18 protein-coding genes are annotated in these 23,395 nt (G+C 43.8%); 3 read left to right on the forward strand and 15 right to left on the reverse strand.

Annotated features, from left to right (window positions below; translation table 11 throughout):
* Positions 1-414: 414 nt before the first annotated feature.
* The 8 genes from R8G66_22125 to R8G66_22160 form a co-directional block, all read right to left on the reverse strand.
* Complete coding sequence (locus tag R8G66_22125) at positions 415-1,173, reverse strand: hypothetical protein (GenBank protein MDW3195087.1); 759 nt, start codon at positions 1,171-1,173, stop codon at positions 415-417.
* Positions 1,174-1,353: 180 nt separating this feature from the next.
* A complete protein-coding gene (locus R8G66_22130; GenBank protein ID MDW3195088.1) occupies positions 1,354-3,375 on the reverse strand; it encodes a caspase family protein in 2,022 nt (673 codons plus the stop codon).
* A 6-nt stretch (positions 3,376-3,381) separates the two neighbouring features.
* Complete coding sequence (locus R8G66_22135; protein MDW3195089.1) at positions 3,382-4,254, reverse strand: DUF6175 family protein; 873 nt, start codon at positions 4,252-4,254, stop codon at positions 3,382-3,384.
* Positions 4,255-4,258: 4 nt separating this feature from the next.
* Entirely contained in the window at positions 4,259-4,729 is a 471-nt protein-coding gene (locus R8G66_22140) for a hypothetical protein (GenBank protein MDW3195090.1), read from the reverse strand.
* Positions 4,730-4,743: 14 nt separating this feature from the next.
* Positions 4,744-5,664, reverse strand: coding sequence for a CsgG/HfaB family protein (locus R8G66_22145; protein ID MDW3195091.1), 921 nt, complete (start codon positions 5,662-5,664; stop codon positions 4,744-4,746).
* A gap of 127 nt (positions 5,665-5,791) precedes the next feature.
* The gene (locus tag R8G66_22150; GenBank protein MDW3195092.1) at positions 5,792-6,082 is read right to left on the reverse strand and encodes a hypothetical protein; all 291 of its coding nucleotides are present in this window, start codon (positions 6,080-6,082) and stop codon (positions 5,792-5,794) included.
* 160 nt (positions 6,083-6,242) lie between these two features.
* Positions 6,243-7,109 carry a hypothetical protein gene (locus R8G66_22155; GenBank protein MDW3195093.1) on the reverse strand — a complete coding sequence of 289 codons (867 nt, stop codon included), beginning with the start codon at positions 7,107-7,109 and terminating at the stop codon, positions 6,243-6,245.
* A 53-nt stretch (positions 7,110-7,162) separates the two neighbouring features.
* Complete coding sequence (locus R8G66_22160) at positions 7,163-7,585, reverse strand: hypothetical protein (GenBank protein ID MDW3195094.1); 423 nt, start codon at positions 7,583-7,585, stop codon at positions 7,163-7,165.
* 98 nt (positions 7,586-7,683) lie between these two features.
* Here R8G66_22160 and R8G66_22165 point away from each other — a divergent pair, with 98 nt between their 5' ends.
* On the forward strand, positions 7,684-8,409 hold the full coding sequence (locus R8G66_22165; protein ID MDW3195095.1) for a response regulator transcription factor: 726 nt from the start codon (positions 7,684-7,686) through the stop codon (positions 8,407-8,409).
* Here the strand turns inward: R8G66_22165 and R8G66_22170 are convergent.
* The 3 genes from R8G66_22170 to R8G66_22180 all read right to left on the reverse strand — a co-directional run bounded on the left by R8G66_22170 (position 8,393) and on the right by R8G66_22180 (position 11,572).
* Positions 8,393-10,198, reverse strand: coding sequence for a tetratricopeptide repeat protein (locus R8G66_22170; protein ID MDW3195096.1), 1,806 nt, complete (start codon positions 10,196-10,198; stop codon positions 8,393-8,395). The two genes, R8G66_22165 and R8G66_22170, sit on opposite strands and share 17 nt — an antisense overlap.
* A 191-nt stretch (positions 10,199-10,389) precedes the next feature.
* Positions 10,390-10,548 (reverse strand): hypothetical protein, encoded by a 159-nt coding sequence (locus R8G66_22175; protein MDW3195097.1) that lies wholly within the window; start codon positions 10,546-10,548, stop codon positions 10,390-10,392.
* A gap of 367 nt (positions 10,549-10,915) precedes the next feature.
* Positions 10,916-11,572: a hypothetical protein gene (locus tag R8G66_22180; GenBank protein MDW3195098.1), complete on the reverse strand. Its 657-nt coding sequence runs from the start codon at positions 11,570-11,572 to the stop codon at positions 10,916-10,918.
* 305 nt (positions 11,573-11,877) lie between these two features.
* On the opposite strand from R8G66_22180, the gene R8G66_22185 reads away from it, so the two are divergent.
* Together R8G66_22185 and R8G66_22190 are read left to right on the forward strand one after the other, a co-directional pair.
* A complete protein-coding gene (locus R8G66_22185) occupies positions 11,878-13,473 on the forward strand; it encodes a hypothetical protein (GenBank protein MDW3195099.1) in 1,596 nt (531 codons plus the stop codon).
* A gap of 67 nt (positions 13,474-13,540) precedes the next feature.
* Positions 13,541-13,981 (forward strand): hypothetical protein, encoded by a 441-nt coding sequence (locus R8G66_22190; protein ID MDW3195100.1) that lies wholly within the window; start codon positions 13,541-13,543, stop codon positions 13,979-13,981.
* An 81-nt stretch (positions 13,982-14,062) separates the two neighbouring features.
* Here R8G66_22190 and R8G66_22195 read toward each other — a convergent pair whose 3' ends face one another.
* The 4 genes from R8G66_22195 to R8G66_22210 are packed head-to-tail and all read right to left on the reverse strand — an operon-like array spanning position 14,063 to position 23,377.
* Positions 14,063-14,785, reverse strand: coding sequence for a hypothetical protein (locus tag R8G66_22195; GenBank protein ID MDW3195101.1), 723 nt, complete (start codon positions 14,783-14,785; stop codon positions 14,063-14,065).
* A gap of 15 nt (positions 14,786-14,800) precedes the next feature.
* Positions 14,801-17,035: a hypothetical protein gene (locus R8G66_22200; protein ID MDW3195102.1), complete on the reverse strand. Its 2,235-nt coding sequence runs from the start codon at positions 17,033-17,035 to the stop codon at positions 14,801-14,803.
* 31 nt (positions 17,036-17,066) lie between these two features.
* Complete coding sequence (locus R8G66_22205; protein MDW3195103.1) at positions 17,067-20,966, reverse strand: hypothetical protein; 3,900 nt, start codon at positions 20,964-20,966, stop codon at positions 17,067-17,069.
* Positions 20,963-23,377 (reverse strand): hypothetical protein, encoded by a 2,415-nt coding sequence (locus R8G66_22210; protein ID MDW3195104.1) that lies wholly within the window; start codon positions 23,375-23,377, stop codon positions 20,963-20,965. Before R8G66_22210 ends, R8G66_22205 begins: the two co-directional genes overlap by 4 nt.
* Positions 23,378-23,395 lie beyond the last annotated feature (18 nt).

The following is a 23,395-nucleotide window of genomic DNA, read 5'->3' on the forward strand; positions in this document are numbered from 1 at the left end:
TTTGTTTATTATCGAACACCAAGAAGTATCCATTTGAAATTAAAATTCAAGTGATTTGGTAGCTATTTCTTTATATGAGAATGAAAACGTTTTCGCTCATGGAATTCTAGTTGGCAATTTCCTGAAAACAAAAAGTCGATAGCGAAATACGCTACCGACCCTTAACTATATAAAAAATTACCGGTTGGTAATTACCTTGAAATCTTCTCCAAATAGTAAAGCTCCTCCGCAGAATCAACCACAATTTCAATCCTATTATACAGCAGGTCCTTTGCTAAACTGAGCATGAATATATAGAAAATTCCGGGATAAAATTTAAAAATTAAGAATAATCAGGTAGAATTATTGAAATATTTCAAAGATTCAATGGGTATTCAAGCCAAAACCGAAGAATTTGCAAGTCGGTATCGGTATTTATTTTGGACGTATGATGACACCAGCATCAAATCCGAATCCATTCAATTTCAATTCGGGAGCGATCCCAGCCTGTGTACTAGAACCATCCGGGGCAACTACCGCATCCGAATCAAACATAACTTCCACTTCACCCGCTTCAATCGTTGCTTCATTGCCAAGTGAAACTGAATAGAAGAAATTTCCGTAAAGCGCAAAACGTTCGGTTAATTGGATCACGGGCTTCACTCCCAATTGAACGGGAATGTTATTGAAAGTTACGTCAATGGCATCACCGGCATCAAAGGTTCCTTCTGGCAAAATAACCGGTGGTGTTTTTCCTGGCAGAATATCAGCAGTCGTACTTCCACCGAAACCTGTGGCATAACCTGCTTTCAATACGCCACGGAGTTGAAACAGGTTAGCATTGATCAATGCGTATTCAGCACCAACCATGAAATCCAACACAAAGAAGTCCGTTACTCCAAGCCCCAGCTCCAGCAGTCCGGTCCACTTCTCATTGAAATTGTAAAGCAACGCTCCGGTCACACCATACGATGAGGTGGCTCTTTCCTCTGAAAGCGGTACAGCAACACGTCCCTCGATACTACCAAGGCCGAAATCCTGCCAGTCAGAAATGTGAAAGTCGTTAAAATCTTCGGATTCCAGGGGCATCCTGATGATACCTATGCTGTAGGTGATGTTCTCTCGATTGAAAGATTGAGCGAACGTAATTGTTCCAAATAAAATAAAGGCAATCAATAGCAGTGTATGTTTCATAATGATCAAAAATTGGTAAGATTTAACTACAAGGTCGGTTGCTCAATTTTTGAACTAAAATTTACTTTATGAAGGACTCGATATAATTCACGAAGGGAAGGCAATAACCAACGAAGGGAAATAAAAAAGCGGCACAAGGCCGCTTTTCCAAAAGGGTAATCACTAATTAGACTCGCCAGTCTATTCTGTTTTTAAGTAAAATACACCTCTTAAACGAGCTTCTTCCCAGGGTTTCTGCCTACCATTAGATTTATCTTCAACCTCATTTCGCGTATTCATAAATACATCTTCAATTCGCTGAGGGATACTCATCTGCTTGATCAGCTCTCCGGTATACAATCCATTTTCACCAGTACCATCGGAGGCGGTACTCCCAGGGGAAGTAGCATAAGCAATCAACATGCCTGTAGCTGGAGTAACTCTGGCCAGTCCAGTGCCTCCACCGACTGAACGATCACCATTAGGAAAGGGGTTATTTCGGCAGGCATCAAGAATGATGATATTAAGCTTATCATCATTGGTCATTTCCAGATACTTGGTAAGTTGACTGACCGAAAGTGTATTCAATTTTATTTCTTCCCTGGTCTCTCCTTTCACATCAACGGGCAAGAGAAAGTTTTCTCCATCCAATTCTAAACCATGACCTGCAAAGAAAAATAATGACACATCATAGCTTTCTTTGTTCCCTGCAAATTTCCCAACCTGTTTTCTAATCGTTTCAAAATCAGCATCCAGGACAGTTGTCACCTCAAAACCGATGTTCTTCAGCAGGATGGACATGTCCTCTGCGTCATTTTTAGGATTCTTAAGTTTACTGATATGTTGATAGTCACTAATGCCAATCACCAAAGCGTTTTTCTTGAGCTCTTGGGGATCAATTACTTTGGGCGTTTGATCATTCTTTTTGAGTCGCTTTATTTTTAAAGACTGTGTGGCGTACTCCCCTTTCTTATCAAATAACTTAATTTGAATATCCTTTTCAGAATCTTTCACCGATATAGCTCGCGAAAAAATGCCCTCTTTATCCCAGGAAGTCTCCAAACCATCGACTAACAATGTTTTGGCAGATTTAGGATCATCAATCAACCCGTAAACTGTAATGCTTTCTTCATACACGACTACATCTCCGGTAGCTGCTCTTACAGACGGACTCACCACTTTGAATTCCACTGATTCAGATTTTTCAATTACCGGAGGTGTCATCGGTGGAATCGCTCCCCCTTGCTGATTACCTATAGCTAGGTTATTGATACTGATTCCAGAATTGCTATTTGCTGGACTTGTAGTATTGTCAAAAAGCGGCCTGCTGTTTGTATTGGAAGCCTTATACACCTCCGCCACCGCCTTGTATTTTGAATCAATTGCATTCCCTGCTAATTCAAGGCTTTTATTTTCATAAGCCCAAATCCGCTCATATTCATCTCCGGTTTCTTTAATAATTTCCGTTTTTATTTTGGCAGCCGACGCATAGCAGTTAGCTTTCGGGTGAATCTGTACTAGTGCATGGGCAGCAGCTTCAAATCTTCGTAATGCCATTGCGGATTCCGCTACATTCAGGAATTTTTCACAATCCCGATTCAAAGAAGCCACATAAACTTCCTCCATCTGTTGAACTGCCTTCGGATAGCAACCTTCTGCGATGACAGGTATTGAACCCAGCTTGTACATCGCTCCATCATAATCCTCAACAATTTTCAAAGCATCGATCTCAGCGATAATTCGGTCACAATTCTCGTCGTAATAGTCTGCTATTTTCTTTCTAGCATCATCAAAAAATTCCTTCAGTGCCGAACCTGAAGTTGGAATTTTCCGGACTAAACCCAGAATTGATTGTTTTTCATTTCGACCCGACCCTCTAATTCGTTGTGTGTAAGAAGAAAACACAGGTCCATTCACCTGACTTATGAACAAACTAAATTCCCCATCAGTGACATAGATATTTTGCATTCCTTCCACAATTGTGGTCTCATATATATCAACGGCAGGTTTAATGACAAACGGCGTGCTGTTATTCGATCCAAGTCCATTTCTTGTGAGCAATTGTTGCACTTTACTTTCGATGGTCTGTAAGTGCAAATCATTCAACGTCAAATCATCATTTGATGGTGGTTGATATTGAAAGGACACATCAATCTCAGATATATCCTGGCCATGAGCAATTTGAACAAGAAAGAATAAGTACAATAAAAGGCACCTTTTCATAGGATTTCAATTAATTGATATTTGCATACTTGTTCCTACGATCGAAGTGGTCGCATCCATACCCATATCATCGAAAAAATTGAATACTTCAAATTCAAACTCATCGATCTGATAATTCTCACCGTATTCATTTTTCAGAGGGATCCGAAAATCGTCCACAGTAATGTTAGCCGCCGAAGAACCTTGTAAATGGTAATAGCCTTTATAGGATTTCTCTTTGAGCCACTTTCTGATCGCAAACTTCAGAGGTATGTCCTTATCCCCAATTCGAGTATTCATATCGTAGGTTGATGTTTCAGAAAGGGTAAATGACAAAGTAATGGTCCGACCATTTTCCACGATATTGGCAAATTTCTCATTCATCACATTCAAAAAATCTTCTATACAAGATTCCGTAGCCTGTTCTGCCAAAATCCCAAGCTTATCAGTTCGAAATATTCTGGACCTTCCTGTCGCATTAGAGAGTGATTGTGCGGAATAGGCATCATATCCCTCTAGGATAATTTCGACCATATTCCCATTATCACTTGCCGTTAAGATATAGTCTACTTCTACATAAATATCCGCACCTGAATTCTCAATGATCTGACGTTTGATTGAGGTCTGGTCCATACCCGACAATGCACTGTTTTGTGTTGCAGCTTTGAGTTTCGCCCGAAAATCCAGTGTCGTAAATCCCCTGGAATCAAAACCCTGTTTGACCTCAGACATGGATATCCTCTTGTTTGGATCTTCTTCGATAATGGTCCGAATATCTTCTCCTTCTTTAGTGAAAGGAATGACCATGATTGTTGGTTGAACCGTATTTTCACCCTGCGCTTCCTGTGCAAGATTGAGTCTGCTCACTATAAGTAAAACAATGAATAGCAACTTTCTCATAACATTAAAATCCAAATTTTCTGACTATACCATTGCCCTCTAATTCCGTTCTTAGCAAATCAAGATTCAAAGTAGAGGAAAATGAATATTCGTAGTATTTCTTTAGTCTTTTGTCGGAACCCAAAAGTCTTACGTTGTTGAAATAGATCAAAAACCTTTCCTGATCGAAAAATTCATCAAGGTATAGTAAGGAACTTTCTGAAAGCTTATTGAAAGAAGGGATCAAAGGATCTTTCAATGGAGAACCTTTTTCCGGAAACCCTTTAAAAAGAACAGTCTCCATTGCGGCCCTTAATGCCAGATAGCGAGCTTCTTCTTGATTTTTTTTCTTTGCAATACCGACACTTTCTAAATATAATTCGTTTCGGTCGCTGCCGGACAACAGAAATACCTGATCTGTCTCCGTGAGGTTTCTTTGGGCATACATGAACTGCATTGCACCAATCATGGCAATTACGAATATTAACGATCTCATATCAAATAGATCATTTAACCCTTAGTCTTACAGACCAATGTAGCATCATTACCGATTTCCTTTTTCAGTAAATCACCCCCTTTTTTGATTTGAACAAGAGAGGCTTGCTCCCCTAGTAACTCAATTACTTTCCCCTCGGCAATCTGCTTTTCTATTTTGATCGGATCTCCAGTACCTATATCCTGAAATGACTTCTTGATGATCACTACCCCCATTCCATTGGACAGACCCAATTTGGAGCCAGCACTGATATATATCTCACGCACTTTGCCCTTTTGTTCCTCCTTGACCGCCCCGATGCCCATTTCGATCGGCAAATATTCGCCAATAAATTTATCTACCTGCTTACCTAAAGGTTTTGTGATCTTTCTGAGTGCAGCCCCACGTGTATCCGCCGCAAATAACTGTCTATCAATCAAGCTAGGTTGGATATTTAGAGTAGAACTCCCATTTACTTCTCCGGTCTCTACATTGACAACTCTAAGTGTGACAGTGACAAAGGCGATATACTCTGCATCAACTTCCTTCACTGTAGAAGATGAGTTCTTCTCTCTGGAATTTGTTGTCTTTTCCTTTACGTTAGTTTCCTCAATCGTCAGTTTACTGACTTTTCCCAGCAGCATGTAGCTAGCACCTACCATTTTACCTTGCTCTGCAAGACTCGAAATATTATTTAGAAAATCCTCCTCTTTTTGATATTCCAACTCTTCCTTTAGCTTAGTAACCATCTCACGTTCCAGTATATTAAATCGTTTACTGTTAATAAAACTATTGGTAACTAAGTCCTGGACGACTGCCACATCTTCAACTTTGATGCCTACACCCTCGGTAAAATCAAAATCAACAATTCCAATGGATTGTTTCTCCTGTGCCAACAAGTAGTTTGATACACAGATAGAAGAAACAAGTAAGAGCGTAAAAAACTTTTTCATCATGGTTTTCATTTTTGTTCAGTTTAGATTGGTATGTTTAATTATGCCGATGTGCAGGCTTTTATTAAATCATGTTTACATACTCATCAGCGCTTTTTTCATTTATTTTGAAGAGTTGATCCAATAGGATTCATTCATCGATTTCTTTGGAGACCTGCCTGATCAATTCATTCTCCAGCGACATCCAATCAGCGTATTCCAGAAAGCTTGCGAGCTTTTCGCGAGTAGTCTGATTCATATGATTTGGAGGTGTATGACCGGGGTATTTGAATAGTCGTTTGACGGTTGATTCGCTAACCAATAAGATACTGGCCAATGCCACAAAATGCTTATTTGCCCAACCATCAAGGGGTTGAAGAAGAAAATCATAGCTTGAAAGCTGCTTCTCCCTGATGTACTTTTGCAGCCTCTGATAAATCATTTCCGACAAAATCCTGGAATACCTCGTAGACACTTCTAATTTTTAACCGAATATGACTTGATCATTTTTTGAGTGAAAAAAAGATTAACCAACGGCGCTATTCGGTTTACGAAGAGCTCAATTTGGTTGAGGAAAGAAATGAGAAAGAAAGGGCTGGTTGCTACCTGGAACTGCCGTCTACGACGAAAACTTCGCTGATGAAATTGCTAAAGACAACTATGAGTCGATCCTTGTATGCTGTCGGAAAAGGCTTGAAAGCTCCTCGCTCGCCAATCCCACGGGCGTAGAAACCGCTCACATCGTAGTTGATTTGTGTTTGAATATTAGACACCTCTGCAAAATGCACTGAGATCTGTATCTGCTCGTGGTAGCTGGGAGTGATGATCTCTTTCCCTTCCACAATAAACAGATGTTGAAAAGAATCAGTCGTATCTATAGAAATGAGCTCAGGCCCAACATTGAGATTAGCTTCTACATAGTTCATCACCGCCTGCCGTAAAACACCCCTCGCCTTGCCGATTGGTTTTTGTAGCGGAATCATTCCCGACATATCGAACATGGACAGGTCGTCCAGATCTACCTCCAGCGCACTTCTTTCCGACGTGTAGTTTTTCGTGATTTTGATCTCCGGGGGATCATACCCAACAAAGAGTAAAGGCAAATATTGAATGCGCATAAACTCCTCTTGATTGAATTCAGATCGGAAGACAATTGCGACCTCACTGAAAGGTCGATTGGTTAGCCGGATCAATCGATTGAGTATGAACCGAGCCATGTCCGCTTCTAATGAATCATAATGTTCTGTCAGTCGATCCAGGAGCACGTAGGCCATTTCAATTTTGAGTGGATCATCAAAAGCAGCTTTCACCCCAATGGTCAGTTCACCTCTCCCGGAATTATAGCTATCTACTTCGAATACGTCCGTCAAGGGTGTTGAAGCCAACCACGATTGGTAGTCACTTGCTACACCTTGAGCAAAAAGTCCGAATATTCCTAGGCTATATAATATGGTAAACAGCAGACGCATCCTGCAATCAAAGGCTTGTTTGTTGGTTAAGTTGGCTTGAATTTAATATGAACTCATCGAAGAGGAAAGCGTTGAAGAATATTAGGTAAGCTAAGCGCCGCGACCAACGCAAATAAAACCTCACCAATCCACAAAACATTCATCAGGGTATTGAACCCAACCCAGGAAGGTTTAAATGCACTTAGCAACATCAAAGCCGCATAAATACCATAACACCCTACCAAAACAATTACGGCACCTATGTCCACACGCCTGACTGCTTTATCCGTAGCTACCGGATAGGGATACCGAACCATAAAGGCAATAAAGGCGGTTCCATAAAAAATACTCACAACACTCAAAGTCCTCAGCATTTCGAAAAATTCCTCCTCAAAGAACCCTCCCTGTGTGTAAAGCACATAGATCAGCACCATAACAATCACCCTGCTGATGAGGTGAATTTTACTGTGGATATGTATGAGTGAAATGTCCTTCATGGATCAACTTTCATAAAATAAATAGGAGAATATTTACCAATCAACAGAAATCTCGAATATAATTGAAGCGCCTTACTCATAACGCTTAAAAAATCGCAGTGAATAGTGACATCAAAATACTAGTCCTGGAAGATGAAATACTGCTCGCTAAGGATCTGCAAGGGAAACTGGAAGACTTTGGTTATCATGTAGAACATGTTCGTAGCGGGGAAGAAACCCTGAAGGCTTTTCAAAAGGACATTCCGGACCTGGCCGTATTGGACATTGAGGTAGAAGGAGAAATGGATGGTTTGGAAATTGGATCCTACATCACCAATACTTACGGTACTCCAATCATTTACCTGACGCAGTTCAAGGACCTGCAAACTTTTCAGAAAGCTAAAAAGGCCAAACCTGTGTCCTACCTAACCAAGCCCGTCAATTTATGGGACCTGATCCGTGCCATTGAATTGAGCCTGGAGCACGCTGCGATCGCCACCAATGTGGAAGAGAAAAACTACGTGTTATCCAAGGCCATTTACCTGAAGTCCGAAGAGCAACACTTCGAGAAGGTGAGCATCGATGATATCTATTACCTAAAAGCAGCAGGGGCCTACACAGAAATCCATACCACAACCAAAACCTTCATCTTTTCAGATAACATCAGCTATTTCGAAAAGAAGCTGATGGCCCCACAATTGATGCGAGTACACCGATCGTGGATGATCAATGTCAACCGTGTAGATAGCATCGACAAGAGTAATTTGGTGGTACATGACGAAAAAATACCCGTTGGTAAAAGCTATAAAAAGACCGTTCAGGCCACGTTCAAGCTAATTTCATAGGTGCATAAATACTGATAGACGTACCGGATTCGCTGCTTTCGGTGGTCATTTTTCCGCGCAATTGATCTACCAGCGTCTCGATCAAGTTCATCCCGAAAGAAGGTTCATCCTTCTGGGTTTCCATAATCCCTGGACCATTGTCGGAAACTTTGAGGAAAATAGACTCTCCCTCCTGGCCCAAGGACACCTCAATGGCAGGATGATCGCTCAGCATCCCGTATTTAAAAGCATTAGTCAGTAATTCATTGAGGATCAAACTCAGAGGGATGGTCTGATTGACATCTACCTTCAGGTCTTCCAATTGCGTGTGAACTGGCACCAATCCTTTTCGCGGGTTGGCATAAACGCCACTCAGATAGTGACACAGGTTTTCCACGTAGCTGGCAAACTGAATGGAAATTTTCTGATCATCCCAATAGAGCTCCTTATGCAGCAAATTCATGGCATTGAGACGATTTTCACCTTCTTCTGCCAATGCCCGGGCTTCTTCGTTAGAAGTGTTTTTGGCGGCCAGGCTCAGGATGCTGGCCAGCACGGTAATGTTGTTTTCGATGCGGTGATGCTGCTCGCGCATGCGTAGCAAGACATTGTCTTTTTCTCTTTTGTTAGCACGGTATAATCGATACACCAGTAGTCCGACAATGATCAACAACAAGGCGATGATGAGCAACCCGATGATGGTCAGCCGCTGGACCAAAATGGATTGTTGGTTCACTTCTTCCCTCGCCAGAGATGCCTGTAGCTGCTCTTCTTTTTTCTCGGATTCATATTTGATCTCCAGGTCATTGATGGACCGGATCTTTTCTACATTGAGCAAGCTGTCATTGAGCACTAAGAGTTGCTCCAGCGCTTCAGACTTGTTTTGATAATCCGCCACCGCATCGTAGTACGCCACCCAAACCTCGTACGCTTCCTTGAGTTTTTCGAGGTAGCTGTATTGCAGGGCGATCTCTTCTCCTTTCTTCAAATTCTCTGGTACTTTCTGAAAGTCACCACTCCTTAGATAAGCACGCCCCAGGTTGATGTAATTGCTTGCCGTACTTCGGGTTTGATGCTTTTGTAGTTTGATATCCAGAGAACGATTGAGATACCAGATGGCTGAGTCGAATTGTTCCAGTTTGATATACACATCGCCGATGTTGTGGAGGTAACTTGCAAAATCCGGATTAAAATCGTACGCCTTCAAATAAGATATTAATGCCTCTTCGAATTGACTTTTACGATAGCAAAGTATACCAAGTTTGTTGTAAGCAGACGCTAATTTCATCGAGTCTTGAGATATGGAATAGTGTTCAATTAGTTCAACATATATGTCTTCAGCTTGATCGTAATTACCAATACGTTCCATAACGCTACCAATTCGGCTTTTTATATCTACCACTCTCGATGGCTCAAGCTCTTCGTAACCCCTGAGCGCTACGCGATAGTGTTTCAATGACTTCTGGTAATCGCCAATCTGTTTATTAACTATTCCTAGACCATCGTGGGCATAGTATGACAAGATATCTATTTCACCTATTGCTGGATTTATTATTACTTGTTTATAATGTCCGATGGCATCTAAATATTCACCCTTTCGAATCGCTATTTCACCTAATAAGATTTCTCTTTTTGCACTATTCTGAGGCGTTGAAACAAGAGGTAATAAAGCATTCGCTAAACTTTCAGCGCTATCTAAGCTACCAGAAACTTCTACATGATAGTAAGCATGGTGGTATAAGGAATCAAATGACTGAGCTCCCAAGTAGTTAGTCACAATCAAGAAAAATCCAATCAAGGTTCTATTCATATTGGGAAAGGTCAGAGTGATACCTAGCAGCTTATTTCCAAATAGACAATTTATCTACTGTTGCACAACAAATTAAATTCTCAATCGAGCTGGAAATTACAAATGGAAAATAAGAAAAATGATTGAAAGCTTCAAAATCAAAAAAGCCACCTACATTAAGCAAGTGGCTCCTATCAGGTTAATCAAGTGGACTATCCTCCTGATGGAGGGTTGGGAGGATTATCATCCTCATCATCCTCAGGATCTAAGCTCAACTCCTCTAACTGAGGCTGTAGCAAATCTTCTTCGGCGCACGAACTCATGCACCATCCACAAACCAGTATTACTATTAATAATGAAATACGCTTCATAATATTCAATGTTTTTCGTTGAAAAATTTTGAATGAAGCCCGCGAGTAGGCCGGGATGTATCGATCGGCGAATTGGTTTCGACAAGGGCATACCTATCCCACTTGCCGCTATTATGGCGGTGATGGACACATTCAGGTCACATGGTCATTGGACTTCAATGATGGGAAGGTGAATGAGGCAGTAAATCAGTTTCCCGGACTTACTTACCAACTCATTCGGTGCGCATGCACATCAACGTTGACAGAGCAATTTTACGACGCTAGTATGTTGGAGTCTAAGCTTTTGGTGATTCGTTGTGCTTTGTGAAATGATTTTTTCTACTAACTGATTATCAGTTAGTTACACCAATAAAAAATCACTTTAAATCTATTGGTTCTGTTCGAATTCAGTAATTACAAGGCTTCTCAGCGGATCGGGTGCGTTTAAATTTCCCAATCCGTCTGAAATCGCCAGGTAAATCGTTTCTTTTTGATCGGTGAGTTTCAGCCAGGTGCCAGAAAATGGCTTCATTTGTACGGCTTCCATCTGGCAATTCCTTGAAATAATGATGCGCCCTGTCTCACTCAGGTGAATCAAAAAATCCTGAGTCATGGACAGTTTACCCACAGTACAGGACCTCCATAGCTCCCAAATCCGAAATCGTTTCTTACGGAGCAAAACCGGCTCGCCAAACTCAAAACTTTGCTGTTTTACTTTCACCTTTTCGGCAAATGCGAAAAGGGGTTTCATTTCATTTTCGTAATATCCGATTTCCTCGATGAGGTTGTTACCAAGTTCCCGCAACAGTTTCTCAAAATAGTTTTTCAAGTACTGCGGGTAATTCAGTGGCAGGGCCTGCTGATCATGCTCGTAATTTTCAAGGACCTGATCCCCTAGCTTCTTGTACCAGGCCCTCTCCGGTTTCAAATAAGGTCGGTTATTGATGGAATGGTGTTCGCAAGGAATTTCTGCTAACTCGAATGCCCTCAAAAAGCACTCATACATTTTCTCCTTTTGAATGTTCTTTTTTCGATTTCGGCTCATAGTGTACCTCTAGTTTAATTCTTTTCTGAAGATACGGAATGAAATCAGGCGTGTCAATAGCTACTGGGATTCATCAGAAAATTGAGGAGCACATGTGACACAATGTTCAGCAGACTTGCAAAAGGTCAAAACAATGGCGTGCAGCATTCAGCAGGCTAGCAGATGGGTGAAACAATAGCACGCAGCCATTGCGAAATAAGTTTGGATAAAACCACTAAAGTAAGAGTTGTAAACAGTTCCATTTGTTCACTGGTTACCTGACTTAACGCATTGTTGCTTAATTTCATCCATCAAATGCTGCGATCATGAAATCACTACTTCCTTTATTCCTGACCTTCGTCATATGGGCCTGCTCGGTTCCTCAACAGCTGAAAGAAGGCTCCTCCAATCTGGGAGACCTGAATCATCAGTTTTCTATTTCCTCCGCAGCAAAGCCTGATTTCGATCAGGGATTACTCTTGCTGCACAGCTTTGAATATGACGATGCAAGGGAAGCGTTCGAGCTGGCTTTGGATGAAGATCCTAATGAGGTCATGACCTACTGGGGCCTCGCCATGACGCACTATAAAGCACTCTGGGGTTTACAGGATGTGGACGCAGGCCGTCAAGTGATGAAGCAACTAGGCGCGGATAAACCCGCCAGATTGGCCAAGGCCGAAAATCAGTTAGAAAGGGACTTTTGGACAGGGGTCGAAATTTTGTATGGAGAAGGTGAGTTGAAGGAGCGCAATCAGAAGTATCTGGATCACATGGAGCAGGTATATCAGGCCAATCCTAATAACCACGAAGTAGCCGCTTTTTATTCGCTGGGCTTGATGTGGGCTGGATATGACGATCAGGAGAACCTTAGCAAGTCTTCCAAAGTAGTGCAACAAATCATGAAGGAAAACCCGACCCATCCCGGGGCACTACACTATATGATCCATGCGAACGATAATCCTGAGTTTGCGGTTGAGGCCATTGCTGCCGCCAATGATTATGCCAAAGTAGCCCCGGATGCAGCTCATGCTTTACACATGCCATCACACATTTATGTAGCCCTGGGCATGTGGCAAGAAGTGGTCAGTTCCAATCGTGATTCCTATGATGCGAGTTTGAAAAGGGTGGAGCAAAAGCAACTGAACGGAAAAGCCCGTGGCTATCACTCAATGGCCTGGTTGCATTACGGTCATTTGCAGTTAGGCAACTATGACAAAGCCACCTCTATTCTGGAGGAAATGATCAGTTACCATGGAGACGGTACTTCCAGCAAAAGCTACCTGATCATGATGCAAAACCAGCAACGGATAGAAGCGGGCTCCTGGCCAGAAACACTGGACTTTCAGGATATCGATGAAAGTGCCCTCAAGATCGGCATGGAGGGTAAGGCCAAGATCCATTTCCTAAAAGGTCTGTTGGCCTATGACCAAAAGGATGCTGCGGCTGTCGCCAAAGAAGCAGCTGCCCTGGAAACACATTGGGAAGCTTCGAAATTACTGGTCAACAATGAAGGCGTAGCCTTGTGTAGTGCAGGTCCTACGCGATATGCCCCCAACCAGGAAAACCTGACCCGTACAGCCGTGGTGATCCAGCAGATCAAAGCAATGGCGGCCATTTTGACTGATGATCCCACTTCCACTGAAGCTGCGCTACTGAAAGCAGTCGCCTTAGAAGAGGAAGCCGGATACGATCCTGGACCTCCTTTTATTGCTTATCCATCATTTGAACAGTACGGAGATTGGTTGTTGGAACAAAAACGCTTCGAAGAGGCCATAGCTATGTTTGACAAATCACTGGTACAACGAACCAATCGAACCAAAGCTTTGCGAGGAAAACTGGCAGCATTGAAGGCCCTGGATAAAATGGAGGAAGCGAATGAAGTGACCAAAATTTTGCAGAAATTGCAGGTGGAGTCAGTTTAATTCGAAAAGATTTATTCAGCGTCTTCGAAGGATGCTGAGGAGAAATCATACAAAACACTATTTTCACATGCAAACCTATAAAGCCCTCATCTATCTATGCTTTGGATTCGTGGTACTCCTATTACCTTCCTGTGATTCCAAGGCCAGGTATGACAAGCTCATTTCAAATAACACACCTTATACGATAACCATCTTAGGCGGGAATATTGACGATTTATTTGACATCTATTTCGAAGACAGTATCTCAGTACCCCCTTCCACAAAACTCCACTTTCTGGGTAATTCATTTCTAGGAGGAGCCGTAAGTGGCTTTACAGATTGCCCGTTCTATCCGGAATCAGGAGATACCTTATTTGTGCAGGCCCTGGGACCAGATGATACCATTCACGAGTTTTTCATCACCGAAAACGATGATTGGGAACACTTCATCATTTCACAAGACAAAAAAGGAATAAATGGCAGCTGTGAATGCATCCTAAATATTGACGAAGAGGACCTGCCTTTTTGAAAAACAGGGGGTTACAAACTCTTATCATCAATAGGTCGAAGGCGCTATCTCTGACCAGATGGTTTTCTTCTGAGTATAGAATTACTGAAACCCCGCTACAAGCGCTCTTACCTTCGCTTTCTGTTCCGAAAAGCCGTATTTAAGGGTGGCGATCTCTTGCTGCATGTGCTCAAACTTTGATTGCCGCGAATCGCCATCCGGGCTACCTTCCGCCATCCATAAGGTGTAATCTTTGGTCAGTTTCAATTCATACCCCGGTGAAAAAGCTTGCGCAACTGCCTGCTCAATGGACTTATAGAACTCTTGCTCCACCTGCTGCGCCTCTTCTAAAGTCGTCACCACCTCAGGTTTCTGCAGCACTTCTTCCAAGGTCCTTTCCTTGATTTCGTCTGCCTCAACGAATTCAAAAGGAGTCCTGATGGATATCAATCCCATCGCCACTTTTTGTTCCATCGGTATGGACTGGACCCGATTATCTACAACCCGCTCTCCTGGCTTTAAGGTTAACAGGCCTTCTTCTACCAGTTGATCAATCTGTTTGGCAACAATTTTTCCCTCCTGCAATACTTCATAAGCGGACAACTCCAACAGCCCCCGTTCAATCAATTGTACATCAGACAACTCCCTTAAGTTACCCGCAGCATCAATCTCAAATTGTTCGGGAATTTCTTCTCCCTCCCACCAGGCTAACAAGTGATGGCTCTCGGCTTGGGGAAAGATATCCAGTGTAGTTGCCTCATCCTGTTTTTCCACCTCAGCCGTACTTAGTATTTTCTGAGGGTTTTTAGCAATTAATAGATACATGATGTTTTTGAAATTTTATATGACTCGAATCAGTTTGAGTAATCCTACATAGGAGGGTACATGAGAGGATGACTTGATGGCACCATAAATAGGATGGCGGTGATTGCCTTCGTTATCCGTGTAGCGGTCTTCCCATCCTCCAGAACCCCAAGTCATGGAATAATACCCACTACCAGAAGTATCATGTCCATTATTCCAATGAAACCCATATCCGGAACCTCCAGATGACCGGAAACTTCGGATCGTTCTACCGCTCATATCCAACCATTTATGATTATGTGCTCCGGCAAAACCATTGTAGAGGCTATGCGAGTGGTTGTGACTATCACGTCCGCCATAGACAGCCCCTGATGCACTACTTGAAGTAACTCCACGTACAAAACGTCCATTGAGATTAGGTAAACGTTTCCCTCGCATGGATGCATCAGCATTTTGATCTTTACTGGAGATATAGTCTCCATTTGCAATACGCCAACCCGTAGGAATAGCCGTATTTTTTGTTGGTCGAAACCAGTCGATGACCGTACCCACAGGAGGTGTATCATGTGAAACTTTATGCACTGACACAAAAGTCTGCTGGGTTTGGTATCCTTCCATCCCCGTGACTACTACCGGTATGTTTACTGTGCCTGTCAAATTATTGATACTCACTCCGTTGAAGGTATAAGCCCTCGATACGCCAGGACCAATATTTCCCATGTTCCATTTAAATACCTGAAATTTCCCAGTTTCCGATGGGCCAAAATCAGGATTGCTTGTACCACAGCCTCGGGCACTACCCGACAGGTCATCTACTTTATTTCCATAGGGAATACTGATGATCAATTGTCCTTGTTCTTGGATTCTGATCATTTTATCCGTCCGGTTTTTGACATAGATCGTAAACGTATTGGAGGACTTACCGCGCACCAGGTCCTGCGGCGCACGAACAGCTACTGAAAAGGGTGCTCCCGCTTCCAGGTCTTCCAGCCGTTTGTTGGTTGTTGAACTCCTATCATCAACTTCATTATCCAATAAGGTCAAGCGCTTATTGACCAGAGAAAGGATATCTCCCAAACTCTCGGCCTGCTCCATACCATCTATCTGCTTCCCTTTACTGAGGTTTTCTTTCAATTTTTTCAGTTCAATTGCCGTCCGGCTTTCCATGTTATCGATCTTCTGATCGGTCAGTGAGACTTGCTCACTCATCTGACTGATGTACTGGTTGTTGCTCGACAGATTCAGGATATCTACCTGCCGGGTCCGATCACCGGTCAGGATTCCACCTGATTTTAAATTCATTTGTCGGTAACTCAAACTGACATGCGTGCCACGCTCACCTAATGCACCATCTGCTGAGCGGTATTGAAAAGGGAATATCCAACTTTCACCAGCTTCCCAGGTAATCGCTGACTTGGCCAGGAAAAAGACGGACCAGGTATGATCCAACGGATCTTGCAAAGGCTCAGAAATGATCCAGTCCGCATGTTCTTCGAACTGTAATGTGTCTTTGATCTGAGCGAAAACCCCATTGCGAAACCGCAACTCAAAATGATGATTTCCTTTACCAGCAGTTACCTGATTGCTGGCCTCTAATTCAATGGGTTCTGTATCTACGTTTTGCACAACGAGTTGCATCGGTACCGTATCCTTCCCGATGGCATCCACGATAAATAGTTTATCATCCGGATAGCCATCGAAAGGCCCGTCACTTTGGTTCACCAAATTGAAATTGATTGGCTGAGCCTGAGTAAAGGACTGACTGATCGTGGGCAGGTCACTGATGTAGTTACTCTGAATCGCGGACTCACTTAGCGCTAATTCGGTAAACATAGGATTTGCCAGGAGGATATGCCCCGAAGCACTGCTGAAGGTGAGTTCACCCGTCAATTCTACAGCATCCAACTCCATCGCTGCACAAAATTCCCCATTGATATGCAAGGTCACCTCGCCATTTTTAAAGGTCAGGCAGAGGTAATACCATTGATCCTGAGGCATCACTTGTCCCGTAGACGTTTCATTCAGCAATAACTCTCCTTCAGCACTGATAGACCAACCTCCCGCAACAGAAAGATTGAGCTGTGAATTAGTGGATTGTCGTTTGATCCAAACACTACAGGTGGCCTGCAAGTGTGCCAGTTCCAAAAGCTTTAGTTCGCTATTGGCTTCCAATTGGAGGGCCTGCGAAAATCTCTGATCAGCAATTGGTGTAACTCCGGTCATTTCAATAGACTCCAGGTCAATTGTGCCGGGTCTTAATTCGGTAATCATGTTTAATTCTTTTTATGTGTGTTTTTTGTGTTCAACTCAAGGGCGATAACCAGCCTTCCATCACGCGGACTTTGGAATAAGCCAGCGGAGCTACATCTGCCGGACGGATGATACCTCTTTGTACAGTGGCTTCCAGCAGAGGTGCCAGTGCCTCCAGCTTTTGACGTATTTCATTAGTTTGCTCACCCTTTGGGATTTGCAATTGGCCTCGTCCAGGCTTTTCAATGACCAGTATGTGCTGATCCTGTAACCATTGCCAGTCCACTTCCGAACCACCTCGCTCGATGAAGTCTCCCATATCCAGCAGGTCACTGTCCTGTTGGGCCAGGTAATTCCCTGATTCGCCAGTCGCACTTTCCCACAACCAGGATTCTCCAGCGGGCAAAGGCAATACCGTTTCATCTATGGGTGAGAGCATTGGCGCCATGAAGTACCGGCCCGTGATCTCACCCACCACATCCCGGTAATGCTTGGGGGAAATTTGCAATGATTTTTTAGGCACAACACCAGTCGTTGCGTGAACAGGCGCATCGGGATCCATGAGCATCAAAACGGAAAGAGGTCGGTCGTTTAAACTTTGACTCAAATTGGCCACTCCTTCTGCACGGATCTGGTCCACATAATCATGCTCGGAACGGTCAAAATTGGCGGCATCAATGAACCCCTCCACATCATCCATGTCCGATTGCGGAAAGTATCCATCAGCAGGCAGTTCATCCTTATCGAACACCTGCCAGTATGCAATCAATCCATCATCCAGGTTATTGTACTCTCCCAACTTGATGGGAAACTGCACCTTCGTATATTCCCGATCACTGCGCTTCGGGTGATTCAGGGCATGATTGACTGCTGACCAGCTTTTATCCGATTCCGGCCCTCCTTGCATTTGCAGATCCAGCTGAGCTTTCACAATTGCCAGTGGCTTGATCGTTCCTGGTTGACCTTGATCGGAAGCATGAATGGGTTCTACATTATCAATCCCCCGACGGATAGCTTGTTTCAACTGAGGCCAATAGTTCTTCTCGGAAAGTGCCTTCCTGAACCATCCTCGACCTTTAGCAAAATCAATTCCGGTTTCAGGTTGAATGCGAGTGGACCATTCTGCTTGTGTCATCGGAATCAACAAAGCTTTCTTGTCCGAAAACTTTCGCAACACACCTAGCTGCACGAATTGATCCCACAACTTTTCGCTGGTTCCCTTTTGTCGGAGAAAGGCCTCCTTTTTGATGCGGTTACCTCGATGAAAAGCCAGTAACTTCTCGATGAACAAACGCATTTGCCTGGGGATGTCCGCACTTAGTGATTGCATGAATCCTCTTTCATTGCACCATTCTCCATCGCTGTTGATGTGCCCCATGAATGTACCTGCTTCATCAAAGAAAAGTACGGTGGCATCAAATACATTGTAGCCCAACCATCCCTGGATCGGAGTGGCCTCGGCTACCGCTGGATTGTCTTCCCATCGGAATGACATCCGCAAGGGCTGTAACACGCGTGGAGGTGCATAAAGCGCATTGCCATGTGCTGAGCGATGCGGACGCATCAGTTCCTCCGTTTCTATGGTTTTGTAGCGACCAAAAGTATCCACTAATTGAAGGGCCCCTAGTTTTTGAATGCCGCTCTTGATAGGAGTGAACCGATGACCTGTAGCAGGTAATTTGAAATCATGTCCTTGCAACAACGCCTTTACTTTCTCCGTCACATGTTTATCCGCATGGCGTGGCAGAAACATGAAAGGATCATCCACATCCATCAGTGACAAGTTGCTATACATCAAGAGATTGTCGTATAAGCCATCTAAAGACAGCAGGGTACAATTCGTCTCTTCCAGTAAATCAGAAGTAGCAACGATGCGATCATAGATCGTCCTGGACTGCCCTGTTTCCCCGGGAGCGGGTTTGTGTTCCTTTACGAAGCGATCAAACCGATCCTGCATCACCTTTTTGACGGTATCACTCAATAATGCCTGACCAAGAACAATGGTTGGTTGATTCGTAGTAGCCAGCGTTCGACCTCTATCTTTCCTTAAATCAATGGCCGAACTGGGTAAACCAAACTGCTCATCGTTCAATGGAATACGATAGTTACCCGTGATGAATTTTGGATCATAATCATATTGGTTGGCCTGGATGGATTTACTGGCCATTTCGTCAGGAAACAGCCTCATGCTCCATTCCACGAGCAATGGCGACCAGGGCTGATGTGACCATGTATTGACCGCATGATTGTCCCAGGTCCAGGCCGTTTTGACATCAGCCGATTCCAAAATTTCCAATATCGAGTCTTTAGATCCTTGAATCACCTGGCAAGTCAACAGGCCATCCGCGCCATGTCTTGCAGAAGTCTTCGCCAGGTTACCTTCGATCAACAAACAAGGATCGCGCGGTTGCCAATAGCGAGGCGCGGGCACTTCTTCCAATAACGCAACAGGCAAGTAGCCCAGGGTTCTATCTGCGGGTTCATGTTCCGTTTTCCATTTCAAATAATGATTTTGTAACACTTCCTTATTCAGGGAAACAGACTGTTCGAGATGACTCAGTTTCGCCAATGCAGCTTCCAACGCGGGAATACTTTGCTGGGTCATCAGTAATCGCAAGATATCTATGTCGGGGTAGTAGTCCCCTTCCAGATCCACCGGATGCAACGTCTGCATGTATTTGCTCCAGTCATTGTAGAGCACCCGGCGCTGATAGGCTACCTGATGTTCCGCTTGATTTTTGGCCTCTTGCAAACTATTTAGTGCAGCAAGTTCCGTACAAAACCGAGGCTTAGCCTGCTCCCAGGCTTCTTGCACCTGCGCTTTGATGGTATCGTCATAGATATCTTCTTTCAGACTTGCTTCATCCAACATGTCCCAGAGTGTACCACCGGAAACTGGCTCAAACTCAGATTTGTGACGTGCTTCTTTTAACTGATCTACAAAATCAACTCCCTGACCTTCCACATCAGCATTGTACAGCAAAGACAGGATCTGATTTTCTAATTTGACAGCCTGAGCTTCATTTTCACCCTCTTGCTGTGCCTTGGTTTTAGAAAGAAATGTTGCTATAGCTTCTGGGGGTGATGGGGCAAAAACCAACTTTGTTTGCGCCTCATGTGTCGGATCTTTCAAAACCGCCTTATCGCTAAAATCCACCTTCCCATAGCAAAGCATTGATTTTAGTTCTTGTCCCTTTCCTAACTCAAACTCCCATTGAGCTTCTGAATTCGCAACAGTCGCAATATCCAGATCAGATTTGGTCAAATGTTGCCTGACAAAATCCTGTTGCTCATTTGCGTACCAGCCATAGACCTCATAGGTATAGTCTTTGACTTGTTCGTCGCTCAATGTCTCATCGTAGTACCCAAATACACTGTAGCAACTGGTATACAACGCTGAAAACAATGGATTACCCCAACCCAGCACATTGAGTTCTGGTAAATAGCGATGACTATTTCTAAGCACCTCAGACTCCTGAAGCCATTGATCCAGTAAAATCTGACGCCCCATGAATTGACATTGAGATGTACCGGCTGATTGTTGGGGCATCGCAGGAATGGCAATGGCCCGATCAGGCACCACGCCATCCGGATAGAGGTAGTCACTTTCTACCATCCAGGATTTGACTTGATCTGGTGTGCTTTTTTTGATTCGTCGCACCAACCAACGATTGGGTACGATAGGCATCTTGATCCCATGCTCGTCACTCTTCCCTTTCGTCATGGCATCTGGCATGCTCCAGTGCAGATGCACACCTTTCGGCAGGGTCTCATAACTGTTAAAAGGTGTTTTTGCAATGGAAGAAGCCATGTTAGCCACATCAAAATTGACATCTTTATGCTGCTTGTTCACATAAGGCAAGACATCAAAGTCATCCGTGGTAGTTACTACTGATTCCACTGTTTTAGCCACAAAGGCATCTACCCGAATGGGCACTGCTAATACATTCATGATTCTCTTGATTTTTCCTGACCGACCGTAAACTCTACTTTGGGTTCTCCTTCCAACATGAACCGCCCTATACGTGCGGACTTAAATGCTCTGAGTCCATTTTTGTAGCCCTGCAATTGGGCTTTCTGATCAGGATCAGTCTGTTGATCAATTCTTTCCTTTAGGTGCTGATCCAGTACCCCCTTGACATCTGTTGCAAGTCGTGATGCATTGATGATCGCGAGATTGGCATCGGTCATGGAAATATTAAAGGTTCCCGCTGTTGTTCCTTTGAACTTGACACCTTTGGTAAATTGCCTATTGCCATCAAAGTCCGTCCCGTAATGCAAGCTTTCCGGTGGCAAGGCAAACGACACATAATCAAAAGGCTTTTTGGTGAGGTAAAGCGTCAGATCCGGCTGTAATTGATGCGCATCTGTAATTTCAATGGGGGGATGTTTTTCTATGAGGTCTGTGAATTGATCCTCGAAATCTTCTTTCATTTCCTCGATATTCAAGTTATCGGATGTACCGGTAAAATGATTCAACTTCAAGTCTCTTAGGCTTACGATCAGGTCATCATCAATATCCACAGCTTGTTCATCGATATTCCGGAAATGTGCCATCAAATCAGGGTAGGCCCAGACAATGTCGGAATTCAAAAACGCCCCTGATCGCGGCAAGCTTTCATGCCAATCTTGCCAACAAGACTTGTACATTAGTTCAGTCACCTGGGCGCGGCCATCCAGTGAAAGTGCTCCTAACCACAATGCCTGTATCCAGGCTGGATCAATATTGAAAGTCCGTAAACTTTTAGGGGGCAATAACCGCAAGTCTGGGACCAGGTACCACGAAGGAATTTGAGATAAGCGGGACAGTTTGATCAACCAGGTCTTGACAACCTCCAATTGACTGACTGAATCTGCTGCCTTTATCTGGGCATAGGGTAATTCCTCAATATGGATACCCAGATCTTGAACACGCGCCATTCGCTGTTTATCTGTCTCCATTAGTTTGATGTAGCGAGATTGCGTTTTCTTATACTGCCTAAGGTTCTTCAGATAATCAGGATTTTGGAGCGAGAGCACCCTTCCCAATTCATAGGCTGCAGCATAGCTGATGTCCATCATGCCGTCTTTCGCATGATACAAGAGCAATCGGTCTGCATCAGTCGCAGTTTGCGTTCCAATCTGATCTTTCAAAAAATGGACATCCTTCCAATTATTATTCACGGTAGGCACCAGAGGTCCCCGGTACCATGAAAGTCCTCGATCGTTATTTCGAAAGGTATGCGGTAAAGGCACCAAACCTGACTCCAACTTATCTTTGAATCCAGACATGGATTTGATCTGTCCATCTGTATAGCGGAAGGCATTGGCATTGAGCGCCTTGCTTCGTTGCTCAAAGTTGATCTTGACAGGTTGACTCTCGAACTCCCAGGAAGTCAACACCATGAACCGCATCCATCGGTTGGCGTTTAAATGATCGATCTTTTCCAGCGATGCTTCCGTCAAATATTTTTCGAGGGACACCACCATGGCGATGTTTCGTCCGGGTCGGTTAATCTTGCCTTTATAATTCTGAGCAAAACGATTGGCCATCAGCACGGACAACTCGCGCTTTAGTTTAAGTTTTTGGACCTTCACCTGCTTCCCATCATCGGACACCACATCCAGTAGCAAATCCCCATTAAGCGAGTCTTGCACCAACCAGCTTCGATCATTACTGACCGTGGACAATCTACCAGCTGATCCTGGCAATCCGAGCTTCGCAAGCTTCGTGCCTTCGTTGAGCTGTTCTTTTGCTGAAGCCGGTAGCACGATAGGTTGGCCTGATTCACCCCATCTCCGACGAACATGGGCCAGGTATTCTAGTTGGTCTTTGTCGTCATGATCATTTCGGTCGTTGAGCAAGAGTTTTCGAAACAAGCCTTGCTTAATATCAACCGTATTGATTGTCCTCTGACTCCCGGTCAACGTCGCATCTTCCTTCAAGCTTCGGAGTTGTTCTGATGGGAAATAAGCATCGCTGTTCAAGTCATTGATGGATCGAGGGCGTATGGATCTTACCAACCCATCCTCGAGATCATTTTCATTCACAACCATTAGGTACAACCAAGGTTCATAGATCTCCACCTCATCTCCGGACTCATCATCATGGCTGTAAGCCGAACGAATCCAGGGCAACGTCCCTTTTCGGAAGGAAATGTGCGGAATGGTATCGGCAAAGTTGCCACTTTCTCCAGGTGGCGGATAACAGGCAAAAATGACGTCATCACCGATTTTTACGCGCTCACCGGTAACCCTAAGGTTCAGTTTAGCATTTTGACCCGAGCCTTCTCCCCGGTATCGGTGTGAAGTGGTGAATTGATAGTCTCCAGCCTCAAGTTTTGGTTTGCGATAATCGATGAATTGTAATTGGTCGTTACTCATGGTCGTATTTTTTCAGCA

This window comes from Cytophagales bacterium (assembly GCA_033344775.1).
Taxonomy (GTDB): Bacteria; Bacteroidota; Bacteroidia; order Cytophagales; family Cyclobacteriaceae; genus JAWPMT01.

Coding starts and splice junctions, on each gene's coding strand:
- R8G66_22125 (MDW3195087.1), bottom strand. CDS start 1,173: ATGAAACATACACTGCTATTGATTGCCTTTATTTTATTTGGAACAATT.
- R8G66_22130 (MDW3195088.1), bottom strand. CDS start 3,375: ATGAAAAGGTGCCTTTTATTGTACTTATTCTTTCTTGTTCAAATTGCT.
- R8G66_22135 (MDW3195089.1), bottom strand. CDS start 4,254: ATGAGAAAGTTGCTATTCATTGTTTTACTTATAGTGAGCAGACTCAAT.
- R8G66_22140 (MDW3195090.1), bottom strand. CDS start 4,729: ATGAGATCGTTAATATTCGTAATTGCCATGATTGGTGCAATGCAGTTC.
- R8G66_22145 (MDW3195091.1), bottom strand. CDS start 5,664: ATGATGAAAAAGTTTTTTACGCTCTTACTTGTTTCTTCTATCTGTGTA.
- R8G66_22150 (MDW3195092.1), bottom strand. CDS start 6,082: ATGATTTATCAGAGGCTGCAAAAGTACATCAGGGAGAAGCAGCTTTCA.
- R8G66_22155 (MDW3195093.1), bottom strand. CDS start 7,109: ATGCGTCTGCTGTTTACCATATTATATAGCCTAGGAATATTCGGACTT.
- R8G66_22160 (MDW3195094.1), bottom strand. CDS start 7,585: ATGAAGGACATTTCACTCATACATATCCACAGTAAAATTCACCTCATC.
- R8G66_22170 (MDW3195096.1), bottom strand. CDS start 10,198: ATGAATAGAACCTTGATTGGATTTTTCTTGATTGTGACTAACTACTTG.
- R8G66_22175 (MDW3195097.1), bottom strand. CDS start 10,548: ATGAAGCGTATTTCATTATTAATAGTAATACTGGTTTGTGGATGGTGC.
- R8G66_22180 (MDW3195098.1), bottom strand. CDS start 11,572: ATGAGCCGAAATCGAAAAAAGAACATTCAAAAGGAGAAAATGTATGAG.
- R8G66_22185 (MDW3195099.1), top strand. CDS start 11,878: ATGAAATCACTACTTCCTTTATTCCTGACCTTCGTCATATGGGCCTGC.
- R8G66_22190 (MDW3195100.1), top strand. CDS start 13,541: ATGCAAACCTATAAAGCCCTCATCTATCTATGCTTTGGATTCGTGGTA.
- R8G66_22195 (MDW3195101.1), bottom strand. CDS start 14,785: ATGTATCTATTAATTGCTAAAAACCCTCAGAAAATACTAAGTACGGCT.
- R8G66_22200 (MDW3195102.1), bottom strand. CDS start 17,035: ATGATTACCGAATTAAGACCCGGCACAATTGACCTGGAGTCTATTGAA.
- R8G66_22205 (MDW3195103.1), bottom strand. CDS start 20,966: ATGAATGTATTAGCAGTGCCCATTCGGGTAGATGCCTTTGTGGCTAAA.
- R8G66_22210 (MDW3195104.1), bottom strand. CDS start 23,377: ATGAGTAACGACCAATTACAATTCATCGATTATCGCAAACCAAAACTT.